The sequence below is a fragment of the Cupriavidus phytohabitans genome (genome assembly GCF_017815025.1).
Classification (GTDB): Bacteria; Pseudomonadota; Gammaproteobacteria; order Burkholderiales; family Burkholderiaceae; genus Cupriavidus.
This window is the reverse complement of sequence record NZ_JAGIQB010000001.1, coordinates 228,803-252,927: the sequence shown is the minus strand read 5'-3', so window position 1 is coordinate 252,927 and position 24,125 is coordinate 228,803. Positions and strand designations below refer to the sequence as shown.

Genomic DNA, 24,125 nt, shown 5'->3' with positions numbered 1-24,125 from the left:
CCACGCCGTCGCGATGTATCTCGTTCATTACGAACTCAGGCTCCGAAATAGGCTGGAACCACCGATTGCGGATCCCCATCCATCCGGACTTTACCATGTTCGAGCCAGATAACACGGTTACATGTATGCAGCACCAGATCACGTGAATGGCTGGCGATCACAAGGATGTTGGTGGACTGCACCAACTCCGTCATGCGCTCTTCGGCCTTATGCTTGAAGCCCTCGTCACCGACCGAAAGCCACTCATCCATCAGCAGGATCTCCGGCCGCACGATGGTCGACACGGCAAATGCCAGCCGCAAATGCATACCGGTCGAATAGGTACGCAACGGCATATCGACGAAATCTCCCAATTCGGAGAATTCGATAATATTCTCGATCTGGCTGGTGATCTGCGCCTTGGTCATGCCCAGCAGGCCGCCACGAAGATAGATATTTTCCCGGCCGGTCGCTTCCGGATCGATTCCGAGCGAGATATCGATCAGCGATCCGATTTCGCCTTTGATCCTGGCGTTTCCGGAGGATGGCTCATAGACGCCGCTCAACAGGCGAAGCAGCGTGCTTTTCCCCGCCCCGTTGTGACCGAGCAGGCCAACCCGATCGCCATCGCGAAGTGTAAAGGACAGCCCCTCCAAGGCCCGGACCACCACCCGGCCCTGCTGATCCGCGCCCAATTGACCACCGGTTGCGACTTGGATCAGCCGCTTCTTCAATGATCTGCCACTCGCGTTGTAAATAGGAAAATCGACGCAGACGTCCTTGAATTCAATCGAAGCCACTGTTCAATTTCCTTATTCAGAGCCAATAGGCGATGCGGCGCTTGTAACGTCCATACACCAGAATCGCTGCGCCCCACCCCAAAAGCGCCATGGCAAGGGATACGCTCCAGTTCAGCGCGGTCGGAACTTGGCCCAGCAACGGAGAGCGGACAATTTCAAGCACGTGATAGATCGGATTCAAATCAAGCAGATAGAGACTGGCTCGCTCCGGCAAATGGCTTGGCATCCACATGATGGGCGTCAGGTAAAAAACAACCTGCAAAACGCTACCCACCATTTGCGGCAAATCGCGATATCGGGCACACAGGATCGCCAGAATCAAGGCAACCCACGTCAGATTGATGATCGCCAGAAACAGGCCCGGGATAATTAGCAAAGCAACGATGCTCAATGGCTTTCCCACGGCCAGGAATACCAGCGGCAGAATCACGATATTGTGGCCAAGAATCAGCACATTCCGCCAGATCATGCGCAAAATGTGAACGAACAAGGGGATCGGGAGTTGCTTGATAATCCCTTCCGCGGCAATAAATCCAGTACAACCTTCCGTGACAATGGAAGAAATGAAAGCCCACAGAATCATGCCCGCCGCCAGATAGGGCAGGAATTCGTCTAGGGGCGATTTAAAAATCTGCCCGAAAACGATCCCAATAGTGCCGATCATGACACCCATGCTGAGCGTCAGCCAAAATGGCCCCAACGCAGATCGTCGATAGCGTTGGCGAACATCCTGCCATCCCAGCATTGCCACCAGGGAAAGGCGCCGCGATGCCGCGCTTATGTCAGAAACCGCTGCAACTGCCAAACCATTGCGCATTACAAACACCGAGTTAGTCACAAAATGCAATTTTAATCCAGGCAAAGGTGTGAGTCATCTTTGCCAACCGTATTCAGAACTTCCGGCGGCAAATCGCCCCGTCAACCTGCACGATGCGCCGATATAACTCCACGTAGGAGGCAGCCATTTTCTCCGCCGTAAATTCTGACTCGAATCTCTGGCGGGCCTGAGCGCCCATGATGGCAGCGAGAGCATCATCTTCATATAACCGCTCCATTGCCTTGCGGAAGGCAGCCGGATCGCCTGGTGGCACCACCAGACCCGTTTCACCATCGATATTGATGAAACTGCTTCCAGTTCCGATTTCGGAAGAAATCAACGGTTTGCTGTTCATGGCCCCCTCCAGCAGGGTCACGCCATAAGCTTCCGAACGCAAATGTGACGGGAATACAACTGCATGACAGAGACTCAGCAGCGCCATTTTATCCTCGTCCGGCAATGCTCCGAGAAAATGGACGTTATCAAGCCCGAGCGACTCAGCCTGCTTGCGCAGCTGTAATTCTATCGGTCCAGCCCCCACAATAACGACATGAAAAGGAGCTCCTTGTATGGCGTTGAGCAAGATATGCAGGCCCTTGTAATAACGGATAACGCCAACAAACAGGAAAAAGCGGTTACCCACCCTGTCCTTCCAATAGGCAACGCGCTCTGATTTAACGGTCGGGTAACTGGCCTCGTTCAAGCCGATCGGGACCACTGAAACCTTGTCACGAAACTCCTGCAGGGTTTCACTGGTCTCGACATAGTTGGGAGAGGTCGCCACCACCGCGTCCATGCTTCCAATGAAGCGCCGCATCAGTGGGCGATAAAAGTGCAAAAGGGTACGTTGCCGGACTATGTCCGAGTGATAGGTCAACAGCGAAGGCCTACGCGGGCGCCCAAGCAGATGGAGCATATCCCCAAAAGGCCACGGGAAATGGTAATGGATGACATCCGCCCATTTCGAAGCATCCTTGAATGGCTTCAGCGCCGACAACGAAAACGGGGTTGATGCCACATCGAGATTGGTGGGCGCCTGAATGACTTCGATCTCACCGTCACGCACCCGACGCACCTGACGTGTCGATTTACTCAGCGTAAAGACGCGACCTTCCACACCCAGCGGGCGCGCCGACAGGATGATTTGACGAATCACTTGCTCGACGCCACCGAAGGAGTCAGGGTAATAGGTCTTAAAAACGTGCAATACGCGCATGTTGGTCCGGCTTCTCAGGCGACGCGTCGGTAAACTTCGGCAGTCAGCTTGGCCGTATTCTCCCACGACAGGCGAAACGCACGCTCCCGGCCCAGGGCAATACATGTGCTGCGGACGTTCCGATCCTCGGTCAGCCGCTCCATCGCTACGACAAGTTCAGCCACGCTGGACGCGTCGACTTCCACGGCCGCACCGGCGGCAACCTCTGGCAAGGACGAACTGGTCGAAGTAATCACGGGTACGCCGCAAGCGAAGGCCTCCAGCAGCGGGATACCAAATCCCTCATACAGTGAAGGAAACACAAAGACGCCTGCACCGGTATAAATAGCCTTCAATTCCTGCTCACTCTTCACTGACTCGAGCCACACGACACGCTCTCCGCGGGCCTGCGCGGCACGGATCCCATCAATCTCCGCCTGGCAGCGCCAGCCAGCCCGGCCGACGATGACCAGTTGTCGCGTTTCGCGAATTCGCCTTGGCAGGGCAAGATAAGCGGCCAGAATCCGGCCAACATTTTTCCGCGGCTGAATCGTCCCGACAAACAGGAAATATTCCGGCGCCAGCCCGTACTTCGATGCGACGCTTACGACTTCCTGCGCATCGACCGGTTGCAGCCACTGGCGATCAATGCCGCAGGGCACTACCGAGATCTTCCTTTCATCGACGCCGAAGAACTCGACCAGGTCCGCGATCGAAGCGCGCGCGTGAGCAATCACATGATCGGCATTGCGGCCAGCCTGCCTGATCTGCCAGTTCTTCAGTGCACGCAACCTTGGACTGGTCCATTCCGGATGCTTCAGTGGAACGGCATCATGGAGAGTGGCGACTACCGGGCAATCCATACGTACCGCACGGAAATCCGTGGCGTGATAGACATCGATCTGCCTCCCGACCCTTAGCCGGAATCCCAGACTGCTGATGGCCGCCTGCACGAGGAATGGGTGCGGAAAGGTGACGGCCGCGGTCATGGCAAGCGTGCCTGCCGAGCGGTTCGAGTAGACGCACGGAATCGGCTGGCACCCGGAGCCGGGCAGCGCACGCACCAACGCGCTGGTGTAGACGCCGATCCCATCGATTCGTCCACCATGCGCACCTCCCACTATAGGCAGGGAACTGATGCCGACACGCAGCTCCCTCATCCTGCGTACATCCAGCGCAGCGTTTCTTCGAATGCCGGTCTTTCCAGACCAGGAACCAGGGACTCCAGCTTCCTGGTGGATCCGACCAGCATACGCACCTCATTGGGTCGTACAAAAGCCGGATTGACGTGGACTTCAATCGAATAGCCAGCGAGCTGCTCGACGACAGCGATGATGTCTCGCAAGCTGAACGGTTGCCCACTGCAGACGTTCACCATCTCCCCGCATGCAGGGCCGTCCAGCAGCGCAGCGTAAATGCTGGCGACTGTGCGCACATCGGAAAAATCGCGTGTTACATCGAGGTTGCCGAGCTCGATGGAACGCTCGCCCCGCTTGAAATGCGAAACGATCTTCGGCACCAGGAAATGCTCTGCCTGGCCGACACCGGTATAGTTGAACGGCCTGGTCACGATGATCGGTAAACGATCGAACCAGGTCCGGACCATATACTCCATCGCGACTTTGCTGGCGGCGTAGTGATTGACCGGCTGCGGCTGCTGGCTCTCTTCAATGACGCCTTCACAGGCATTGCCATAGACATTGGCGCTGCTCGCGATGAGAATCTTCGCCGGCTGGTGCCCAACGTCGGCACACGCCTGCAGCAGATTCAGCGTGCCGAGGACATTGACGCGATAGAACGCCAGCTCATCCGCATGTGCGACATAGCTGATGGCGGCAAGGTGCGCAATATAATCTGGCCGCTGCTCATCGATGACGCGGCGGCACTGATCGAGGTCGGTAACATCCAGCGGAATATCATCCGTGGCAGCCACGTCCGGATGGACGGACGCCCCCATTACGCCGACGCCGGCCTGGCGCAGCGTTTCGCTGAGATAGTGTCCGGTAAATCCACGCGCCCCAGTAATCAAGGCGCGTGGCACCGCCTTCTTAGAAGGAGAAGCCAATCTGATTTCTCCGCAGATCTGCCTCGACCATCATCTGGCACAGTTGCTCGAGTGTGGTTTGCGGTTGCCAGCCCAGCTTTTCCTTTGCTCTGGCCGGATTGCCAATCAGCAGGTCAACTTCAGCGGGCCGGTAGAACTTCGGATTGATGCGCACGATGGTCTTGCCCGTCGCGGTATCGACACCCATTTCAGCCTCCCCGCTGCCCTTCCACTCGAGCGACACATCCACGGCCTTGAAAGCCATCGTCACGAAATCGCGAACGGTTTCGGTACGGTTGGTGGCAAGCACGAAGGTGTCCGGCTCGTCAGCCTGCAGCATGCGCCACATGCCTTCGACATATTCCTTGGCGAAACCCCAATCCCGCTTGGCATCCAGGTTGCCCAGTTCCAGGACATCGAGCTTACCCAGCTTGATTTTCGCTGCCGAGTCCGTGATCTTTCGCGTCACGAACTCGCGCCCGCGCAACGGCGATTCATGGTTGAACAGGATGCCGCTGGAACCAAAGATCCCATAGGACTCGCGGTAATTCACCGTGATCCAGTGGGCATAAAGCTTGGCCACGCCATACGGGCTGCGCGGGTAGAACGGCGTCGTCTCGATCTGCGGGATGGCCTGCACCTTACCGAACATTTCGGAGGTGGATGCCTGATAGAAGCGGATCTTCGGATTGACGGTGCGAATAGCCTCGAGCAAATTGAGCGCTCCGACACCGGTAATTTCAGCCGTGGTCACGGGCTGCTCGAATGAGACCCCGACGAAGCTCTGGGCAGCCAGGTTGTAGACCTCCGTGGCGCCACTGGTCTGCAGCAGGCGAATGCACGTGCTCAGGTCAGTGAGGTCGAACTCCACCAGATGAAGGTTGGGGTGATCGGTGATGCCTAGTTCATCCATGCGCCAGAAGTTGACCGAGCTGGTCCGGCGATAGGTACCGTAGACGGTATAGCCCTTCTCCAGCAGAAGCTCGGTGAGATAGGCACCATCCTGACCGGTCACCCCGGTAATTACAGCAACACGTTGATTCATCGTTCTAGTCCTGAAGAAATGTTGACATTCAGTGTTCTCGATTCGGGATGGACGTCACGCCAGCCGCCCAAAGAGCTTCCCAGCCAACTGGCGCGCACTCTCCCGCCAAGTAATGGGTCGAATTCTACCCGCCAACGCCCGACGCTCGTCCTCCGGCATCTCTGTGATGCGACTTACCGCCTCTCCGAGCGAGGAAGGCACGCCAAGTTGAAAGTAGATGGCACCCTCGCCGCCGACCTCGCGGAACACGGGGATGTCGCTTGCCAGCACTGGCACCCGGTGCATTGCGGCTTCCACAATCGGCAAGCCGTAGCCTTCAATCGTGGAGGCGGCAATCAGCGCTGTGGCGCTTTCGTAGCAGCGATTGATCTCCGCGTCGGTAAAAGCCTCGATCACAAACAGCTTCTTCCCGTTCATGGGATGGTTGCGAATCCTCGATACGAGGGCTTCCACATGCCACCCCTGCTTTCCCGCGAAGCACAATCGTGCGTCGCCGCCGGCGGCCCAGATCTGCTCAAAGGCATCAAGTACAAAACCGTGCCCCTTGCGCGGCTCAATGGTGCCCACCAGAAGAAAGAGGGGTGAAGACACGTCATCGACCATGGCCTGCACCGCTGGCCTGATGCTCAATTCCTGTTCTAGCACTGCCAGATCGGCGCCAAGGTTCCAATGCTCAAGCAGAAGCGGCCGCGGAGGCTGTACTTTCGCGTCAGCAAGATGATCCGCCAGAGTTGTCTTCACTGCTCGCGAAATGCAGATCAGCATATCGCTCTCCATCACCGCCGACCGCAGCCAGTTCTTGAAAACGGAAACTAGGCCAGGACTGCAGTACTCGGGGTGCAGGATTGGGATCAGGTCGTAGACAACCGACACAATACGCCCGCCAAACTGCCTGACCTCCTCGAATACGGGCAGGAACTGCTCATACTGTTCCCAGGACGAATCGAGCATCAACAGCACATCACCCGGATGGATATCGATAACCGCGTCCCCATATGCATCGCGCTTTCGATCGAACACCGACGCGACCACACCGGCAGCCCGAACCAGCCTGCCGTTGACAAGCTGCACAACTTCGATCGGCGGCGTATCCGCACCGAGGCACAGCTCACGCACGATATTGCGCACCACCCGCTGGATTCCACTGCGTGCATCAGTCCTGGCCAATTGCGTCACATCGATCAGGAGCCGGCCATGCCGATTGAGCCTCAGGTTATGGCCAGCACTTGCGCAGATCCTGTCGAGCAGCGACTCGTCCGAAGGCAATTCCTCCAATGACTGTGCGACCTCATCCACGAGGCGAGAAGGCGCAAGATATGAAGCGCTATCAAGAAGCGATTGAATGCCTTCGACATTGCCACCCACCAAATCCAGAACTGTGATCGGCGGGCACCACCCGCCGGCTTGAAGCCGGCGCACCTGGTTTGCGGCCTCTTCAGTCTGCGTAACGACGGACAAGGTGGAAGCAAGCACATCGAGGACCGCTGGCTCTCCCCCATTACTCTCATCGCAAGGCGGCAATAACAGGGATCGGATCCCTGGCTCCAGGCAAGCGCCCGCCAGGCCGGAAGGGCCTAGTACCAGTACGCCCGGATTCGTCCGCATCTCGCGTAGCAGCCAGGCAGGAGGTGCAGAATCCTGGCTTGAGTACACGACCGTTCCACTGCGCAAAGCGCCATCGAAGGCCGTCCCTTCTGCCGATCCGGCGTGGATCGACAGACTGTGACCGGGCTGCGCTGCTTGCACCTCGACATTCGCAAACGCGGAAAGCTGAACGGCAAGCTGGCTACCCTCGCCTGGCTCGTCGCTGCCGGAACAGCCCGCGTCAGCAGATATGATGGAAACCGCCGGCCGGGTATCTCCAACTCCTCTCGCACTACACTGCTCACGGACGCGGGGCATCTCCTTCGCGTGCTCGATAGCCTGCCAGGCTTTCATGCCCGTTGCATCCCAGCTGAACTCAGCCGCGCGAGCGATGCCGAAGGTCCGCAACTCCTGCTGCAAACCTTCATCGGAGAGCACCCGTGACAGGGTGACAGCGATGGCCTCCGGATCTTTCGCGTCAAACAATACATCGGTTCGACCCACCACTTCCGGGATCGACGAATTGTCAGCCGCAATGACTGGCGCACCACAGGCCATTGCCTCCAGGACCGGCAAGCCGAAGCCTTCATAAAGCGATGGGAATACAAAGACCTTGCACTGCTGGTAGAGCGCAACCAGCTCGGCGTCATCGACATGGCCCGTGACAACGATATCACCATCGCGCAGGCCGAGCGCCTTCGCCTCATGCCAGAACTCCCCGCGATCTCCCGTTTGATTCACTACGAGCTGATGCGTATGCCGCAATGCTTCGGGCATGCGCGCATAGGCGCGCACCATGCCTGACAGATTCTTGCGGTAATCCGCGTTGCCTGTATACAGCACGAAGGGGCGTTGAATACCAAACCGGGAGACATCACCAGGTGTCCCGCCCTTGGCGAGGGGGCGAAACCGTTCGTCCACGGCTCCGCCGATAACGGCAATGCGACCCGGCTCGATGCCGAGATGCTCTATGGCATCCCGCCGCGTCGCCTCCGAGATTGCAAGCAGCAGATCGAACCTTTTCAGATGCTGAAGGCGCGCCGTATACCATTTCTTGAAGGTTGGCGAGGCATCCAGGTACTGTGAAGGAAAGAGCCACGGAATCAGATCGTACAGGACTGCAGCACGCAGGCTAGCACCCACACGAATCCCCGGATCCGGCGCAACGCCATTTTCCGCCCAGCCCTCGAATGGACTCAGGCACAGGACCGCATCCGGGGACAGAACCCGATAGGCGCCGGTTACCAGGCTTGCAGCTAGTCGCTCGTCCATGGACGCAGACACACCGCTATGCCGATAACTAGCGAAGTGTCCGGTCTCAAGCATGGGTGACAGCATGGTACGCAGTTCGTCGCACGACTTGCCATACTGGGCGTCCGCCAAAGCATGAAACTGATGCCCGCCATTGGTGCGCACAAGCGCCTGCGTCAGTGCCAGCGCATATCTGCCAATGCCACGCAGACGGGATGTCGTTTGGCAGGGAAGAAGGTCAACCAGAAGCCGCATCAGGAGGGTTCCCCGACGATCTTATAATCAGTCTTCAGCCGATTGATGAGGGCAGCCTTAAAAATCTGCGCATCTTCGGTGAGATATGGCACTACCAGCGTCTCGGTGGCTATAGCAGCACGAACGCGGCGCATCAACCAATCCCAGAGTCCCGGGAATCGCTTGGCGATCAACCTGAGGATTGGTCGCAACCATGCCTGAGCCTGCACGACCAGCACCAATGCTTTGGTCACGCGTCTAAATAATGCAAAAGCACTTGCTCTTGGCCGCTTGACTGCACGCAGCGCCTTTGCGGACGCCCGCAGCGGCTTGGTAAGACGCCATGACGTACTAGCATGCATAGCATCGAGGCTAGATCGCAAGTTGCCGTTCTCAGTTCGCAACTGTTCGAGTTCGGTGTAGAGGGCCTCATAGCGACGAACCGCCTTTACAAGGTCCGCTTGACGCTGTGCACCTTGTCTTGCCATCTCCCCTTTTTCCGCTACACCAGCCTGCCGCTCCTCGACGCGGCCGATGGAGACCATGCGATCAATAACGAAATCGTCGAATACGTTAGGAGGCACTTCAAATGCGAATTGCGCATCATGCTGCTCCTTGGCAACATAGTAGCGATTTAGCCCGTCGAAATATACAAAGTTATATCCGGCCGACAGGATAATCGGCTCCCAAAGCTGATGATTTTGCTCGGTACTGTTCGGCTTGGTAGCCTCCACGATCAGTACCCAGGGACGCCAGACCTCCAGATCGAGACCCTTCAGTACGGCCCTCTCAGCGCCTTCTACATCAATCTTGAGAAAATGGATTGGACGCATTGCGTAGCGGTCAAGCACACTTGAAAGCGTGTCGACATCGATCTGCTGCGTAAAGACGTCCGTGCCACGGGCGCGATAAGCATCGGCAACGGCCGAATCAAGCGTTGACAGCCCTCGCACAGGAATAGAATAAAACGGAACCGTCCCCTTTGAATCTCCGACGGCAATGGCAATGTTAATGTCGCGCGGTCGTACCTGACAAAGCCGTCGCCAGCTATCCTGCTCCGGCTCAATGTTGATGCCAGACCAGCCATGCTCATAAAACAGCCTGGTTACTGAATCGATATCCGGGTCACTCGCACCAACGTCAACATAGAAGCCATTAGACACGTGTTTGAGCGCGCGCCACAGCAAAACGTCTTCGAAATTCTGCGCGTACGAGGTAATTGTCATTGACTTACTAGTTAGGACTTGTGGGCCCACCGCGCATTCGGCCTGATCACCTGCGCAGAAGCCTTGGTCAGGGGCGAGCCACGTTTAGACGCCGTCGGGCACAGCCGTTGGGGGAGATGCCTTTCCATCGATTCGGCTGTGGCTGGTAATCAGGACGGCGAATGAAGCGCATAAGCGGCACCAGATTCGGTGAGCGCTTGTCATAGTTACGACAAGCGCTCACCGCACCGCACGAAAATGCCCCTTGGCCTACACCACCCGGCCGTATGAATCTTCGAAGCGTACGATGTCGTCTTCGCCCAGATATTCACCGCACTGGACCTCGATCAGGACGAGGTCCATTACCCCCGGATTGATCAACCGATGCTTGTGTCCCGCCGGGATATACGTAGACTGATTCGGTTGCAGCGAGATGACTTGTTCACCATTGACCACATCTGCGGTGCCACTTACCACAATCCAGTGCTCACTACGGTGATGATGCATCTGCAACGACAGCTGAGCGCCCGGCTTGACCACAATCCGCTTGATCTTGAAGCGGTCACTTTCCTCCAGCACTGTGTATGTGCCCCATGGACGGTGCGCAGTTTTGTGGATCTTATAACTGTCGTGACCGTTCTTTTTCAGCTGCCCGACGATGTGTTTGACATCTTGCGTGCAGTCGCGATTGGCCACCAGCAACGCATCAGGAGTGTCGACGATGATCAGGTTATCAACACCCACGGCGCCAACCACGCGCGCATCGCTCTTGATATAGCAGTTGCTTACGTCATGCAGCAGAGCATCCCCGTAAATCCGGTTCCCCTGCGCATCTGGCGGCGTCAGTTCGCTAATGGAGTGCCAGGAACCGATATCGCTCCAACCCATGTCGCTAGGCACAACCGACACGCGATCGGATTTTTCCATGATTGCGTAGTCGATGGAAATATCGGTGACGCGCTTAAACTGAGCCGCGTCTAGTTCAAGCGAACGGCATCCGTCTGCGGTTGAGCTAGCACCCGCACCGAAGCTGCTCTCGCATGCCTGGAGCAAATCCGGCGTGAAGCGGCTGAAATCCTTGAGAATGGTTCGGACAGAGAAGCAGAACATCCCGGAATTCCACAGATGTGCCCCGCCAGCCACCAGTGCCTCAGCCACCTCAAGCTTCGGCTTTTCCACAAAACGCACGACTGGATGAACACCATCCAGACCTTGCTCGCAGTCAAATTCAATGTATCCGTAGCCGGTTTCCGGCGCAGTGGGCCGAATGCCGAAAGTGACAATCCGCCCTTCCAAGGCCGCAGCAGCGGCTGCTTCGACGGCAGCCCGGAACTTGTCCAAGTCTTCGATGAGGTGATCCGCCGGCAACACCAACATTACCGCATCCTCGCCATGATTCTCGCGAACCCAGCAAGCCGCCGAAGCCACGGCCCCTGCGGTATTGCGGCCAAACGGTTCCAGAACGAAGCCAAGCGGAATCCGTTCCTCATTGACCTCCTGGCACTCGTCCCGGGTCAGGAAGAAGGTTTCCCGGTTGGTCACAACTACCACCTCCGGCACTTCATCAAACAAAGTGGCCCGCTTAAATGTCTTCTGCAGCAGACTTTCACCGTCAGCAAGCTTCAACAGCGGCTTGGGGAATGCCTCTCTGGAAACCGGCCAGAGACGGGTTCCTGCACCACCGGAGATAATGACTGGAATGATTTGCATGATTGACCACTTTTTTGACTCAGGGCCAAATTGTAACGGAGCATCCCGCCGACCCTGTAAGACCCATGTAATTTTGTCTTGCCATCTGTAACGTTCACGGCAATTAGCCTCTCGCCTCTTGCCAAGAGCGCTCTATGTTGCTAGCGGCCGGATATGGGGCGAAATTGATTGCCTTGCAGCGTCACCGCCACGGCAGGAGATGCCAAATGCGCCTCTCGATGTCGGTGTTGTGGTAATTAGATCACAAAACGGATGGAACGGCCCGATACACGCACTTACAGAATCGCCGCGCGCGGACAGGACAGAGCAATAGCCGTTCCTGATGCCCGTGCGCCTGCGAGCCTCTGTACAAACACAGCTACTGAGGTTGTTTAACTTCGAAAGCTACTTCCGCCAGCAACTTGCCCGCCGCATCCTTCGCCGTAAGGAACGGAGTGCCCTGTAGGGGCCAGCGCACACCAACCGACGGATCACTCCACAACAGAGTGCGCTCGTGCTCAGGGTACCAGTAGTCAGTCGCTTTATAGAGGACTTCGGCCTGCTCGGACAAAACCAGAAATCCGTGCGCGAAGCCTTCCGGTATCCAAAGTTGCTTCTTGTTTGCGGCCGAGAGCGTCACACCCACCCACTGACCGAAGGTAGGTGACTCGATGCGGACATCCACCGCGACGTCAAACACTTCCCCCGCGATTACCCGCAGCAGTTTACCTTGGGGATGCCGGACTTGGTAATGCAGGCCGCGGAGGACATTGCGCATTGAGCTGGAATGGTTGTCCTGGACGAAGGTAGGTCGGATGCCGGTCGCCTGCTCGAACGCCCGCGCGTTGAAGGTTTCCATGAAGAAGCCGCGCGCATCGCCGAACACCTGTGGCTCGATGACCAGCACTTCGGGCAGTGCGGTGGGAGTGACGGTGAGTTTCATTTGACCGGATCCGCAATGATTTGCCTCAGGTACTTTCCGTAGCTATTGTTGTCCAACGATCCGGCAAGCTCGGCAACCTTGTCGGCGTTGATCCACTGACTGCGGTAAGCGATTTCTTCCGGGCAAGCCACCATCAGACCTTGCCGGTTCTGTAGTGTTGCGATGAAGCTGGCCGCCTCCAGCAATGATTCATGCGTGCCGGTATCAAGCCAGGCATAGCCGCGCCCCATGATCTCCACATCGAGCTGTCCGGCCCGCAGATAGTGATTGTTGACGTCGGTGATCTCCAGCTCGCCGCGCGCCGATGGCCGGATCCCTGCGGCGATGTCGCATACCTGGTTGTCGTAGAAATAGAGGCCGGTCACCGCATAGTTGGAGCGCGGCTTGCGCGGCTTTTCTTCCAGCGACACGGCGCGAAAGTCCTCGTCAAATTCCACCACGCCATAGCGCTCGGGATCCTGCACGTGGTAGGCGAATATCGTGGCGCCATCGGTCTGTCTGGCGGAGCACCTGAGCTGGGCCACCAGGTCGTGGCCATAGAAGATGTTGTCGCCGAGGATCAGCGTAGACAAATGATTGCCGATGAAATCCTTACCGATGATGAAGGCCTGCGCCAGTCCATCGGGCGATGGCTGCACGGCATATTGGAGGTTGATGCCCCAGTCGCTGCCGTCGCCGAGCATCTCGGCGAAGCGCGGCGTGTCCTGTGGCGTGGAGATGACCAGGATGTCGCGGATGCCGGCCAGCATCAGGGTGGACAGCGGGTAGAAGACCATCGGCTTGTCGTACACCGGGAGCAGTTGCTTAGATACCGACCGCGTAATCGGGTATAGCCGGGTGCCGGAACCCCCGGCGAGGATGATGCCTTTACGCATGGAAATCTCGCTCAGCAAGGAGCTGGTCCAGCAGATAGCGCACCCCTTCTTCCCATGGAGGAAGGTGGATGCCGAAAGCCTGGCGCACCTTTGCCGTATTTAGCCGGGAGTTTGCCGGCCGTGGCGCTGCGGCGGCATACTCTTCCGCAGCAATGCCTTCGATATCGTCGGGCCCAGCCTTCAGGGCGATGCCGCGTGCCGCCGCATGGCGCAGGATTTCCTTCGCATAGGCATGCCACGTGGTCTCGCCGGCAGCAGCCAGGTGGTAGATGCCCGCCGCAAAGTCAGCTCGATTGCCGGACAGCCAGTGGCGCGCAACGATCTGAGCCGTTGCGTCGGCGATCAGCGCCGCCGAGGTCGGCGCGCCGCGCTGATCGGCCACCACCCGCAGGCTTTGGCGCTCGCGGGCAAGACGCAGCATGGTCTTAGCGAAATTGTCACCGTGCGCCCCCGCCACCCATGCCGTGCGCAGAATCAGGGCAGGAATGCCTGCCGCCCCGATCGCGGCTTCGCCGGCCAACTTGCTCTTGCCATACACTGAGCGCGGATTGACGGGGTCGCTTTCCACATAGGGACTGTCCTTGCTGCCGTCGAACACATAGTCGGTGGAATAGTGGACCAGCAGCGCACTCATGGTGCGTGCTTCTTCGGCCAGCACCACCACTGCCGCGGCATTGATGGCAAAGGCAAGCGCAGGCTCGGCTTCCGCCTTGTCGACCGCGGTATAGGCGGCAGCATTGACGATCACGTTGGGGCGATACTTGCGGAGCGCGCGGCGGACCTGGTCGGGGTCGGCAAGGTCGCACGCAGACCGGTCGAGCGCCACGACGCGGCCAAGCGGCGCCAGGCTGCGTCGCAGTTCGAAGCCGACCTGCCCGTTGCTGCCGGTGACGAGAAGCGTGGGGGTTTCCATGCTATGCGGCATATTGCTTCGCCACCCAGTGGCGGTATTCGCCGGACAGCACGTCCTGCACCCAGTCCTGGCTGTGCAGATACCACTGCACGGTCTTATGCAGGCCGGATTCGAAAGTCTCGGCCGGCTTCCATCCCAGTTCCCGCGCCAGCTTGCTGGCGTCGATGGCGTAGCGCCGGTCGTGCCCGGGGCGGTCCTTGACGAACGCGATCTGGGTTCGGTACGAACCGGAGGCCTTGGGCTTCAGTGCGTCCAGCATGTCGCAAAGCGTATGCACGACCTCCAAGTTGGTTTTCTCGTTCCAGCCGCCGACGTTGTAGGTTTCGCCGGGGCGGCCGCATGCCAGCACCTCGCGGATGGCCGCGCAGTGGTCGCTGACGTAGAGCCAGTCGCGCACGTTGAGGCCATCGCCATAGACGGGCAGCGGCTTGCCGGCCAGCGCGCTGGTGATCATTAGCGGGATCAGCTTCTCGGGAAATTGGAATGGCCCGTAGTTGTTGGAGCAGTTGGTCGTGATCACCGGTAACCCGTAGGTATGATGGTAGGCGCGCACCATATGATCCGATGCCGCCTTCGAGGCGGAATACGGACTGTTCGGCTGATAGGGCGAGGTTTCCGAGAACGGCGGGTCGGCAGGGCCGAGCGAGCCGAAGACTTCGTCGGTGGAGACGTGCAGGAAGCGGAATGCGGCCCGGGCGGCGGCATCCAGTGCTCGCCAGTAGGCGAGGACCGCTTCTAGTAGCGTGAGCGTGCCCACCACGTTGGTCTGCACAAAGTCGGCCGGCGCATCGATAGAGCGATCGACGTGGCTTTCCGCCGCAAAATGCAGGACCGCGCGAGGCCGGTAGGACTGCAGCAAGCGGGTGATCGCTGCGCCGTCGCAGATATCGGTTTGCGAAAAGATGTGCCGGGGATCGCCTTCAATGGCGGCCAGGTTCTTGCGGTTGCCGGCATAGGTCACCTTGTCGACATTGACGATTCCGTCGGCGCCGCCCTGGCGCAGCCAGTCGAGAACAAAGTTGGCGCCGATGAAACCTGCGCCGCCTGTAACCAAAATGTGCGACAACGCTTGCTCCTGCCAATGTATGTCGACAAACCCGTCATGCCGGGCGCTCAATTTCGAGAAGAAAACTACGGCTGCGTTCATCCCCTCTGAAAGGAACGGTATTCTATCTGCCGGTAACCCATCCTACGATCGCCGCAGTTCGTTGGGTAGCCTCAGATAACAGGTACCGGAACGGATTGCGGATGCGGCTCACCCTAATGACAAATCACAAAGCATTCCAAGCATCACCCTACGCCATTGGCGACCTTCAGGGCTGTGCCCCCTCCCTCGATAATCTTCTCGCCCAACTCCATGCCGAAACACCGGTGCGCTTCGTCGGCGACCTGATCAACCGCGGCCCCGCCGCGCTGCCAACGCTGCGCACCGTCCGCGCCATGGGCATCCGGGCTGAAACTGTACTTGGCAACCACGACATCCACCTCCTTGCCGTAGCCGCGGGCGTCCGCAAAAGAGGCAAATCGGACACCTTGGACGACATCCTCGCCGCGTCTGACTGCGAGGAACTCCTGACCTGGCTCCGCCACCGCCCCCTGGCCCTGCTCGAAAACAATTTCCTCCTGGTCCACGCCGGCGTCCTCCCCCAATGGACCGCCCCCCAGGTCATCGACCTAGCCCAGGAAGTCGAAGCCCAGCTCCAGGGCCCCAACTGGCAAGGCTTCCTCGCCGACATCTTCGGCAATACCCCCGACCGCTGGCACGACGGCCTGCGTGGCATCGAACGGCATCGCGTGGTGGTCAATGCACTTACCCGACTGCGCTTTTGCACCGTCGATGGCGTGATGGACTTCAAGACCAAGGAAGGGCTCGGCAAGGCGCCGGACGGCTTTATGCCGTGGTTCGATGTGCCGGGACGGCGCACCGGGGATGTGACCGTGGTGTGCGGGCACTGGTCGACGCTGGGCCTGGTGATGCGGCCGGACCTGATGGCACTGGATACCGGCTGCGTCTGGGGTGGCAAGCTGACGGCGGCGCGCATGGCGGCGGATCCGGCCGAGCGGACCGTGGTCCAAGTCGATTGCCCGCAATATTGTGATCCGCTGGCCTGAGGCGCAATCCCGCGTTGGCGGGGAGGACAAGCGCGCTAGCTGATGGCAGCGGAGGCTGCCGCAGGTTCGGCGACAGGGTTGGCCGGCTGGTTCAGCCGCTCGGCCGTTGCCACTGCCTCGTCACCGGCACCCTGCGCGAGATGATGAACAACCTCGCGGGCGGCACTTGCCAGTTCGCGGCGGTCGGCTGAGATCGGCATCAGGGACGGGCCGATGACCACCCGAGCCTTGATGCGCGGGGCGCGCAGGACGGCATTCAGCGACTGCAGCAGCGTGGTGTCGTCGATGTAGGCGGCCGCCAGCGTCGGCTGGCCGGAGGCCGCGTCGAGGTAGTTCAGTCCGACCGGCTGCACCGGCAGGCCGCCGGAGATCGGGGCCTGCATCAGGTTGGCGTGAAACGGCAGCACCCCGGTGCCGTCGGTGGTGGTGCCCTCGGGGAAGACGCCGACTAGGTCACCCTGCAGCATGACGTCGGTGATGTCGTGCAGGACCCGGTGGGCGTCGCGCTTGCGCGCGCGTTCGATGAAGATGGTGCCGGTCTTGTCACACAGCCAGCCGATCAGCGGCCAGCCGCGGATCTCGGACTTGGCAACGAACCGTACGGGCTGCCAGCTATGGATCACATAGATGTCCAGCCACGAGATATGGTTGGAGACGACCAGCGCGCCATGTCGGGCCGCACCTTGCGGGGCCTCGCCGCGGACGTCGACGACTTCGACCTCGATCCCGCAGATGCGCAGCAACCGCCGCGACCAGCGCCGGATGTGCCAGGCGCGCGAACGCGCGCCCAGCCACGGGAACAGCACGGCGCAGGTCAGCAGCCCACGCAGCAGGTGCAGCACCAGCGCGGTCTTGCGCAGCCAGATCATGCGGTGGCGTGGTTGCCGTTACCGCTGCCGCTGCCGTTGCCGCTGCCGTTGCCGTTGCCGTTGCCATATACGATCTGGCCGCCGACGAGCGTCACGCGCACCCTGCCTTCCATCTCATAGCCGAGCCACGGCGTGTTCTTGCCCTGGCTCTTGAGCGAGCGGCGATCGACCTTCCATACCTGCTTCGGATCGAACACGCAGACATCGGCGGTGGCGCCGGCGGCCAGCGTGCCGGCCTTCAGGCCGCTCACGCGCGCGGGCTCGGAGGTGATGCGGGCCAGTGCCTGCGCCAGCGGCACCTTGTGCTCGGCGGCCCAGCGCAGGGTCAACGGCAGCAGCAGTTCGAGGCCGGTGGCGCCGGGGGTGGCTTCGGCGAAGGGCAGCAGTTTCTCGTCGTCGTCCACCGGGGTGTGGTCGGAGCACAGGGCGTCGATGGTGCCGTCGGCCAGCGCGGCGACGATGGCGTCGCGGTCGCGGGTGCTGCGCAGCGGCGGCGAGAAGCGCATCTGCGAGTTGAAGTAGCCGATATCCATGTCGGTCAGCGAGACGTGGTGGATATTGACGTCGCAGCTGACCGGCAGGCCTTCGCGCTTGGCCTGGCGCACCAGCTCCAGCCCGGCGGCGGAGGACAGGCGGCACAGGTGCACGCGGGCGCCGGTGGAGCGCATCAACTCGAAGATGGTGTGCAGGCGCACGGTCTCGGCGATCACGGATACGCCGGACAGGCCGAGGCGCGACGCCACGGCGCCGCTGGCGGCCACGCCGCCGCCCAGGAACGGGTCTTCCGGGCGCAGCCAGACCGTAAAGCCGAAGGTCTGCGCGTACTGCAGCGCGCGCAGGAGCACCTGGGTGTTGCGCACCGGCTCCTCGGCCTGGCTGAAGCCGACGCAGCCAGCCTCGGTCAGCTGGTTCATTTCGGTCAGCACTTCGCCCTTCAGCCCCAGCGTCAGCGCGCCCAGCGGGTAGACGTGGGTCTGGTTCAGCGTGCGGGCGCGGAACTTGAGCATCTCGACCAGGCCGGGCTCGTCCAGCACGGGGTCGGTGTCAGGTGGGCAGATCAGGCTGGTGACGCCGCCGGCGGCGGCCGCGGCGACTTCGGATTCGAGGGTGGCCTTGTATTCGTAGCCGGGCTCGCGCAGGCGCGCGGACAGGTCGACCAGGCCGGGGCACACGATCAGGCCCTTGGCGTCGACGACCTTGTTGGCGGTGAAGTCCGCCGGGGCGCTGCCGACGCCGACGATCTTGCCGGCGGCGAGATAGAGGTCCTGGACGGCATCGGTGTTGCTGGCGGGGTCGATCAGGCGGCCGCCCTGGATGTGAATCTTCATAGCGTGGCTTGTCGTATCGGTCGTGTCGCTTGGCGTGTTCGGTAGGTCTTGGCTATGCCGCATCGTTTCAGTCGTTGTTCCCGGCCACGATGCCCATCACCGCCATGCGCACGGCGATGCCGAAGGTCACCTGGTTCAGGATCACCGACTGCGGGCCGTCGGCCACGGCGGAGTCGATCTCCACGCCGCGGTTCATCGGGCCCGGGTGCATCACGATGGCGTCGGGCCTGGCCAGTGCCAGGCGCTCCGGCGTGAGGCCGTATGCCTTGAAGTATTCCTGCGCCGACGGCAGCAGCGCACCGCTCATGCGCTCGTTCTGCAGCCGCAGCATGATGACCACGTCGACGCCCTTGAGCCCTTCTTCCATGTTGTGGAAGACGCGCACGCCCATCTGCTCCAGGCCGGATGGCAGCAGCGTGCGCGGGCCGATGGCGCGCACTTCGGGCACGCCGAGCGTGGTCAGCGCGTGGATATCCGAGCGCGCCACGCGGGAATGCAGGATGTCGCCGACGATCGCTACCGTCAGGTTAGTGAAGTCCTTCTTGAAGTGCCGGATTGTGTACATATCCAGCAGGCCCTGCGTCGGGTGCGCGTGGCGGCCGTCGCCGGCGTTGATCACGTGCACGTGCGGCGCGACGTGCTCGGCGATCAGGTAGGGCGCGCCGGAGCTGGCATGGCGCACCACGAACATGTCGGCGGACATGGCGGACAGGTTGTTGATGGTGTCGAGCAGCGACTCGCCCTTGCTGGTCGACGACGCATTGATGTTCAGGTTGAGCACGTCCGCCGACAGCCGCTTGGCCGCGATCTCGAAGGTGGTGCGGGTGCGGGTGGAGTTCTCGAAGAACAGGTTGAACACGCTCTTGCCGCGCAGCAGCGGCACCTTCTTGACATCGCGGTCTGAGTCGGACAGCGATACGAACTGGCTGGCGGTGTCGAGGATGTGCGTGATCATGTCACGCGACAACCCCTCGATCGACAGCAAATGCTTCAGTTCGCCGTTCTTGGTGAGCTGCGGGTTGCGGAACGTCTTGGTCATGGCAGGTCGGGCGCGGGCAAAAAACGGGGTGGTGTGGTCTCGTGGCAGGCGCCAGGCGCGCTACAGCGCAATGCGGCGCAATGCGGCGCCTGGCAGGCAACGCCGGCTCAGCCGGCGGCGGTATCGGCAGGTTCGGTGGCGAAGGCGAAGCGCGCGTCGGCGCCCTCGCCCTGGCGCGACAGCACCAGGGTCGTGCCGCGCGGCAGTTCGATCTCGGCGGCGACCAGGTCGGCGGCGATCGGCAGCTGGCGCCCGCCGCGGTCGGCCAGCACGCCCAGCGCCACGCGCGCCGGGCGGCCGTAGTCAAACAGTTCGTTGACGGCGGCGCGGATGGTGCGGCCGGTAGCCAGCACGTCGTCGATCAGCAGGATGTTGCGGTCTTCCACGGCAAACGGCAGCGTGGTCGACTGGGCCTGGCTGTGCAGGCCTTTCTTGGCGTAGTCGTCGCGATGGAAGGCGACGTTGATCACGCCATGCTCGGGCAGGTTCAGGTCGTTGGCCAGGCGCGCGGCGATCCACGCGCCGCCGGAATGGATGCCCGCCACAGACCAGCGTTCACGCTCGGCGTCGGGGATCAGGGCGCGGGCCTGGTCCAGCAGCTTGCGGTACAGCGACTCGGCGTCGGGTGCGGAAATCTGCGTCATAGCGGGAATTGGTCGAAATACTGTTGCAGGATGATGCGCGCGGCTTCGGCGTCAAGTTCGCCGCGGCGCGCGCCGGCCATCGAGGCGGCGCGCGAGGAATAACGCTCGTCCACCCATTCCACCGGCAGGTTGAAGCGTCCGTTGAGCTGGTTGCCAAAGCGCCGCGCCAGCCGCATCATCGGCTGCTCGCCACCTTCCGGGTTGACCGGCATGCCGACGATCAGCTGCACCGGGTTCCATTCCTGGATCAGCGCACCCACGGCCTCGAAGCGGCCTTCAACGGTGATATTGGGAAGGATGGCCAGCGCGCGCGCCTCGCGCGTGATGAAATTGCCCAGCGCGACGCCGATCTTTTTTTCGCCGTAGTCGAATGCCAGGACCGTGCCGTCGCGGGGCAGTTCGCGCCCCACGGCGTCAGGCATGCCCGGCCTCGCCCGACAGCATGTTGACGTCGACGCCCAACAGGCCGATGGCCGCGGCAAAGCGCCCTTCAGGCGGCACGCTGAAGATGATCTCGGGATCGGCCAGGACGGTCAGCCAGCCGTTGCGGCTGAGTTCTTCTTCCAGCTGGCCGGCACCCCAGCCGGAATAGCCCAGCGTCAGCAGGAAGCGATGCGGGCCGCTGCCGTTGGCCACGGCCTCCAGCACGTCCTTGGAGGTGGTCATTTCCAGCCCGCCCGGCACCGCCAGCGACGAGACATAGACGCCGACCGGGTCGTGCAGCACAAAGCCGCGCTCGGTCTGCACCGGGCCGCCGAAGTAGACCGGCTGGGCCGCCACTGGCTGGATTTCAAGCTTGAGGTCGATCTTGTCGAACAGCGTGGCCATGTCGATGTCGATGGGCCGGTTGATCACCAGCCCGAGCGCGCCACGCTCGTTGTGTTCGCAGATGTAGACGACGGAACCCGAAAAGGTCGGATCAGCCATGCCAGGCATGGCAATCAGGAACTGATTGGTCAGATTGATGGGTGCTTCGGGCTTCGCCATGCCTTGCATTTTATCAAATCGCCGGGGGTCTTCCGGAAAAGATTGGCGGGCGTTGCAGTGCAGCAATGGGCGCCCGCGCGGGCCGCTTGCCGGAAGCTACGGACCGATGATACGGCCCTTTGATCATGCCTTGTCATGCCTTGCGGGTCAGCGCCGCGAGCTCGTCCGCCGTCAGCCAGCGCCATTCCCCTTCGGCCAGCTCCGGGTCCAGCTGCAGGCTGCCGAGCGCGCTGCGGTGCAAGGCGCTGACGTGGTTGCCAGCCGCGGCCACCATGCGCTTGACCTGATGGTACTTGCCTTGCAGCAGGGTCAGCCGCAGGCTGCGTTCGCCGGTGATCTCGCAGGCTTCTGCGGCGATCGGCGCCGGTTCGTCCAGCAGCTGCACGCCGGCGACCAGTGCCTGCGCCTGTTCGGGCGTGACCGGCTCCGCAGTCGTCACTTCATAGACCTTGGGCACCTTGCGCTTGGGCGAGGTCTGGGCGTGGATGAACTGGCCGTCATCGGTGAGCAGCAGCAGCCCCGTGGTGTCGTGGTCGAGCCGGCCCACGGCCTGGACTTCGCGCTGGCGCAGCGGCACCGGCAGCAGGTTGTAGACGCTGGGATGGTGGCGCGGACGCTGCGAGCATTCATAGCCGGCGGGCTTGTTCAGCATCAGGTAGGCCTTGGTGCAGGCGATCCACTCCTCGCCGTCGACGGTCAGGCGCAGGCCGTCCACCTCGAACTGGGCGCGGGGATCCTCGCACAGCTCGCCGTTGACTTCGACCAGCCCGGCGGCGACCAGGTCGCCGCAGTAGCGGCGCGTGCCGAAGCCCTGGGATTGGAGGATGCGGTCGAGTGTCATGTGCTTTGTTGCTGTATTCGTTGGTTGAGTGGCAGATTGGTGCCGAACCGCTATGTTAGGGTATTGGCGCGACGCACCCGGCGACAGTCCCCGCCGCGACGCCCACTTGCCGGCCTCATTGCGCGCATTTTCCTTCGACTCCGTCAGGCAGCGAGCATGCAGCCAGCAGACCCTTCGGCATCGGGCCGCAAACCTTACCGTATCGGCCGGGATTTCGAGCGCGGGCTGGCCTGGTTCCGGCGCGACCTGCGCGCCAGGGACCACGCGGCGCTGCATTATGCCCTCCGGCATTGTGCCCGGGTGTGGTGCGTCTTCGTATTCGACCGCGACATCCTCGACCCGCTGCTGGCGCGCGGCCTGCATGCCGACCGGCGCGTCGAATTCATCCTCGAATCATTGCGGGAGCTGGCCCACACGCTGACCGCGGCCGGCGGCGGGCTGATCGTGCTGGACGACCGCGCCGTCGACGCCGTGCCCGCGCTGGCGCAAGCGCTGGACGTCCAGGCGGTCTTTGCCAACCACGACTACGAGCCTGCCGCCATGGCACGCGATGACACCGTGCGCCAGGCGCTGGCGGCACAGGCGCGCCTGCTGTTCACGTTCAAGGACCAGGCCGTCTTCGAACGCGACGAGATCCTGAACGGCCAGCGCAAGCCCTTCTCGGTGTTCACGCCCTACAAGAATGCCTGGCTGCGGACAGTGCAGCCGTTCGACCTGCGCCCGTATCCGATCGACCCGTACCTGCACGCGCTGGCGCCGGTGCCGGCAGCATATCGCAAGCCGTTGCCGACGCTCGAACAGCTAGGCTTCCGCAACAGCAACCTTGCCGAAGTCGCCATGCCGACCGGCGCCGCCGGTGCGCAGGCCCTGTTCGAGGAGTTCACCGGGCGCATCGGCGACTACGGCCGCCGCCGCGACTATCCTGCCCTGCGCGGTCCCAGCTACCTGTCGGTGCACCTGCGCTTCGGCACCATCTCGATCCGCACGCTGGCACGCGCCGCGCATGAAGCGATGCTGCGCGGCGGCGCGGACAGCGCGGGCGCGGCGGTGTGGCTGTCCGAGCTGATCTGGCGCGACTTTTACTTCATGATCCTGCACCACCATCCGCGCGTGGCCGACGGCGCGCCCTTCCACCCGGCCTACGACGCGATCCGCTGGCAGGACGGCGCAACCGGCGAGCGCTATTTCCGCGCCTGGTGCGATGGGGCCACCGGCTATCCGCTGGTCGATGCCGCCATGCTGCAGATCCGGCAGAGCGGCTATATGCACAACCGGCTGCGCATGGTCACGGCCAGCTTCCTGGTCAAGGACCTGGGCGTGGACTGGCACCGCGGCGAGCAGTATTTTGCCGACCTGCTCAATGATTTCGACTTTTCCGCCAACAACGGCGGCTGGCAATGGGCGGCGTCGACCGGTTGCGATGCGCAACCGTGGTTCCGCATCTTCAACCCGGTGACCCAGTCGGAGAAGTTTGACCCGCAGGGGCGCTTCATCCGCAAGTACCTGCCACAGCTGGCGGCGCTGCCGGACAAGTACCTGCATGCGCCATGGACCGCGCCAGACCATGTACTGGCGGACGCCGGCGTGCGGCTGGGCGAGGACTACCCGCGTCCGCTGGTGCAGCACGATATTGCACGCAAGGAAACCCTGGAGCGCTATGGGGTGGTGAAGGAAGCCGGCAAGCGCAGCGCCGCCGGCTTGGAACAGGATGCCCCCGACGACTGATCGCCC

Annotated in this window: 22 protein-coding genes; 2 read left to right on the top strand and 20 right to left on the bottom strand. The window is 61.4% G+C overall.

Going from position 1 to position 24,125, the window contains the following annotated elements; translation table 11 throughout:
• Positions 1 to 35: 35 nt before the first annotated feature.
• The 13 genes from J8I34_RS01150 to rfbB all read right to left on the bottom strand — a co-directional run bounded on the left by J8I34_RS01150 (position 36) and on the right by rfbB (position 15,640).
• Positions 36 to 779, bottom strand: coding sequence for an ABC transporter ATP-binding protein (locus J8I34_RS01150; RefSeq protein ID WP_029049756.1), 744 nt, complete (start codon positions 777 to 779; stop codon positions 36 to 38).
• 16 nt (positions 780 to 795) lie between these two features.
• Positions 796 to 1,617, bottom strand: coding sequence for an ABC transporter permease (locus J8I34_RS01145; protein WP_232232550.1), 822 nt, complete (start codon positions 1,615 to 1,617; stop codon positions 796 to 798).
• 52 nt (positions 1,618 to 1,669) lie between these two features.
• Positions 1,670 to 2,812, bottom strand: coding sequence for a glycosyltransferase family 4 protein (locus J8I34_RS01140; RefSeq protein WP_029049758.1), 1,143 nt, complete (start codon positions 2,810 to 2,812; stop codon positions 1,670 to 1,672).
• Between the two features lie 14 nt (positions 2,813 to 2,826).
• Positions 2,827 to 3,951, bottom strand: coding sequence for a glycosyltransferase family 4 protein (locus J8I34_RS01135; RefSeq protein WP_209805164.1), 1,125 nt, complete (start codon positions 3,949 to 3,951; stop codon positions 2,827 to 2,829).
• Complete coding sequence (locus J8I34_RS01130; protein ID WP_029049760.1) at positions 3,948 to 4,856, bottom strand: GDP-mannose 4,6-dehydratase; 909 nt, start codon at positions 4,854 to 4,856, stop codon at positions 3,948 to 3,950. The genes J8I34_RS01135 and J8I34_RS01130 overlap by 4 nt, the downstream gene beginning before the upstream one ends.
• Positions 4,840 to 5,880, bottom strand: a complete 1,041-nt coding sequence (gmd, locus tag J8I34_RS01125; RefSeq protein WP_029049761.1) for a GDP-mannose 4,6-dehydratase — start codon at positions 5,878 to 5,880, stop codon at positions 4,840 to 4,842. Before gmd ends, J8I34_RS01130 begins: the two co-directional genes overlap by 17 nt.
• 54 nt (positions 5,881 to 5,934) lie before the next feature.
• Entirely contained in the window at positions 5,935 to 8,970 is a 3,036-nt protein-coding gene (locus J8I34_RS01120; protein ID WP_051320687.1) for a glycosyltransferase family 4 protein, read from the bottom strand.
• Positions 8,970 to 10,175, bottom strand: a complete 1,206-nt coding sequence (locus J8I34_RS01115) for an FkbM family methyltransferase (RefSeq protein WP_051320688.1) — start codon at positions 10,173 to 10,175, stop codon at positions 8,970 to 8,972. Before J8I34_RS01115 ends, J8I34_RS01120 begins: the two co-directional genes overlap by 1 nt.
• 249 nt (positions 10,176 to 10,424) lie before the next feature.
• Positions 10,425 to 11,864, bottom strand: coding sequence for a mannose-1-phosphate guanylyltransferase/mannose-6-phosphate isomerase (locus J8I34_RS01110; RefSeq protein WP_029049762.1), 1,440 nt, complete (start codon positions 11,862 to 11,864; stop codon positions 10,425 to 10,427).
• 358 nt (positions 11,865 to 12,222) lie between these two features.
• Positions 12,223 to 12,786 carry a dTDP-4-dehydrorhamnose 3,5-epimerase gene (rfbC, locus tag J8I34_RS01105; protein WP_209805163.1) on the bottom strand — a complete coding sequence of 188 codons (564 nt, stop codon included), beginning with the start codon at positions 12,784 to 12,786 and terminating at the stop codon, positions 12,223 to 12,225.
• Positions 12,783 to 13,661 carry a glucose-1-phosphate thymidylyltransferase RfbA gene (rfbA, locus tag J8I34_RS01100; RefSeq protein WP_029046112.1) on the bottom strand — a complete coding sequence of 293 codons (879 nt, stop codon included), beginning with the start codon at positions 13,659 to 13,661 and terminating at the stop codon, positions 12,783 to 12,785. The genes rfbC and rfbA overlap by 4 nt, the downstream gene beginning before the upstream one ends.
• A complete protein-coding gene (gene rfbD / locus J8I34_RS01095) occupies positions 13,654 to 14,574 on the bottom strand; it encodes a dTDP-4-dehydrorhamnose reductase (RefSeq protein WP_232232340.1) in 921 nt (306 codons plus the stop codon). The genes rfbA and rfbD overlap by 8 nt, the downstream gene beginning before the upstream one ends.
• A gap of 1 nt (position 14,575) precedes the next feature.
• The gene (gene rfbB / locus J8I34_RS01090) at positions 14,576 to 15,640 is read right to left on the bottom strand and encodes a dTDP-glucose 4,6-dehydratase (RefSeq protein ID WP_029046110.1); all 1,065 of its coding nucleotides are present in this window, start codon (positions 15,638 to 15,640) and stop codon (positions 14,576 to 14,578) included.
• Positions 15,641 to 15,822: 182 nt separating this feature from the next.
• Between rfbB and J8I34_RS01085 the strand changes: the two genes are divergently transcribed.
• The gene (locus tag J8I34_RS01085) at positions 15,823 to 16,686 is read left to right on the top strand and encodes a symmetrical bis(5'-nucleosyl)-tetraphosphatase (RefSeq protein ID WP_232232339.1); all 864 of its coding nucleotides are present in this window, start codon (positions 15,823 to 15,825) and stop codon (positions 16,684 to 16,686) included.
• A 35-nt stretch (positions 16,687 to 16,721) separates the two neighbouring features.
• Here the strand turns inward: J8I34_RS01085 and J8I34_RS01080 are convergent, their stop codons facing one another.
• The 7 genes from J8I34_RS01080 to J8I34_RS01050 form a co-directional block, all read right to left on the bottom strand.
• Positions 16,722 to 17,555, bottom strand: a complete 834-nt coding sequence (locus tag J8I34_RS01080; protein WP_209805162.1) for a lysophospholipid acyltransferase family protein — start codon at positions 17,553 to 17,555, stop codon at positions 16,722 to 16,724.
• The gene (locus J8I34_RS01075; RefSeq protein WP_245175701.1) at positions 17,552 to 18,883 is read right to left on the bottom strand and encodes a dihydroorotase; all 1,332 of its coding nucleotides are present in this window, start codon (positions 18,881 to 18,883) and stop codon (positions 17,552 to 17,554) included. The genes J8I34_RS01080 and J8I34_RS01075 overlap by 4 nt, the downstream gene beginning before the upstream one ends.
• 67 nt (positions 18,884 to 18,950) lie before the next feature.
• Positions 18,951 to 19,922, bottom strand: coding sequence for an aspartate carbamoyltransferase catalytic subunit (locus J8I34_RS01070; RefSeq protein ID WP_029046106.1), 972 nt, complete (start codon positions 19,920 to 19,922; stop codon positions 18,951 to 18,953).
• Positions 19,923 to 20,029: 107 nt separating this feature from the next.
• On the bottom strand, positions 20,030 to 20,566 hold the full coding sequence (gene pyrR / locus J8I34_RS01065) for a bifunctional pyr operon transcriptional regulator/uracil phosphoribosyltransferase PyrR (protein WP_209805161.1): 537 nt from the start codon (positions 20,564 to 20,566) through the stop codon (positions 20,030 to 20,032).
• Positions 20,563 to 20,988, bottom strand: a complete 426-nt coding sequence (ruvX, locus tag J8I34_RS01060; RefSeq protein ID WP_209805160.1) for a Holliday junction resolvase RuvX — start codon at positions 20,986 to 20,988, stop codon at positions 20,563 to 20,565. Before ruvX ends, pyrR begins: the two co-directional genes overlap by 4 nt.
• Positions 20,981 to 21,553: a YqgE/AlgH family protein gene (locus J8I34_RS01055; protein ID WP_029046103.1), complete on the bottom strand. Its 573-nt coding sequence runs from the start codon at positions 21,551 to 21,553 to the stop codon at positions 20,981 to 20,983. Before J8I34_RS01055 ends, ruvX begins: the two co-directional genes overlap by 8 nt.
• A 133-nt stretch (positions 21,554 to 21,686) precedes the next feature.
• Positions 21,687 to 22,394, bottom strand: a complete 708-nt coding sequence (locus tag J8I34_RS01050; RefSeq protein ID WP_209805159.1) for a pseudouridine synthase — start codon at positions 22,392 to 22,394, stop codon at positions 21,687 to 21,689.
• 156 nt (positions 22,395 to 22,550) lie between these two features.
• Here J8I34_RS01050 and J8I34_RS01045 point away from each other — a divergent pair, with 156 nt between their 5' ends.
• Entirely contained in the window at positions 22,551 to 24,119 is a 1,569-nt protein-coding gene (locus J8I34_RS01045; RefSeq protein ID WP_209805158.1) for a cryptochrome/photolyase family protein, read from the top strand.
• Positions 24,120 to 24,125 lie beyond the last annotated feature (6 nt).

Coding starts and splice junctions, on each gene's coding strand:
- J8I34_RS01140 (WP_029049758.1), bottom strand. CDS start 2,812: ATGCGCGTATTGCACGTTTTTAAGACCTATTACCCTGACTCCTTCGGT.
- J8I34_RS01135 (WP_209805164.1), bottom strand. CDS start 3,951: ATGAGGGAGCTGCGTGTCGGCATCAGTTCCCTGCCTATAGTGGGAGGT.
- gmd (WP_029049761.1), bottom strand. CDS start 5,880: ATGAATCAACGTGTTGCTGTAATTACCGGGGTGACCGGTCAGGATGGT.
- J8I34_RS01120 (WP_051320687.1), bottom strand. CDS start 8,970: ATGCGGCTTCTGGTTGACCTTCTTCCCTGCCAAACGACATCCCGTCTG.
- J8I34_RS01115 (WP_051320688.1), bottom strand. CDS start 10,175: ATGACAATTACCTCGTACGCGCAGAATTTCGAAGACGTTTTGCTGTGG.
- J8I34_RS01110 (WP_029049762.1), bottom strand. CDS start 11,864: ATGCAAATCATTCCAGTCATTATCTCCGGTGGTGCAGGAACCCGTCTC.
- rfbC (WP_209805163.1), bottom strand. CDS start 12,786: ATGAAACTCACCGTCACTCCCACCGCACTGCCCGAAGTGCTGGTCATC.
- rfbA (WP_029046112.1), bottom strand. CDS start 13,661: ATGCGTAAAGGCATCATCCTCGCCGGGGGTTCCGGCACCCGGCTATAC.
- rfbD (WP_232232340.1), bottom strand. CDS start 14,574: ATGGAAACCCCCACGCTTCTCGTCACCGGCAGCAACGGGCAGGTCGGC.
- J8I34_RS01085 (WP_232232339.1), top strand. CDS start 15,823: ATGCGGCTCACCCTAATGACAAATCACAAAGCATTCCAAGCATCACCC.
- J8I34_RS01080 (WP_209805162.1), bottom strand. CDS start 17,555: ATGATCTGGCTGCGCAAGACCGCGCTGGTGCTGCACCTGCTGCGTGGG.
- J8I34_RS01075 (WP_245175701.1), bottom strand. CDS start 18,883: ATGAAGATTCACATCCAGGGCGGCCGCCTGATCGACCCCGCCAGCAAC.
- J8I34_RS01070 (WP_029046106.1), bottom strand. CDS start 19,922: ATGACCAAGACGTTCCGCAACCCGCAGCTCACCAAGAACGGCGAACTG.
- pyrR (WP_209805161.1), bottom strand. CDS start 20,566: ATGACGCAGATTTCCGCACCCGACGCCGAGTCGCTGTACCGCAAGCTG.
- ruvX (WP_209805160.1), bottom strand. CDS start 20,988: ATGCCTGACGCCGTGGGGCGCGAACTGCCCCGCGACGGCACGGTCCTG.
- J8I34_RS01055 (WP_029046103.1), bottom strand. CDS start 21,553: ATGGCGAAGCCCGAAGCACCCATCAATCTGACCAATCAGTTCCTGATT.
- J8I34_RS01050 (WP_209805159.1), bottom strand. CDS start 22,394: ATGACACTCGACCGCATCCTCCAATCCCAGGGCTTCGGCACGCGCCGC.
- J8I34_RS01045 (WP_209805158.1), top strand. CDS start 22,551: ATGCAGCCAGCAGACCCTTCGGCATCGGGCCGCAAACCTTACCGTATC.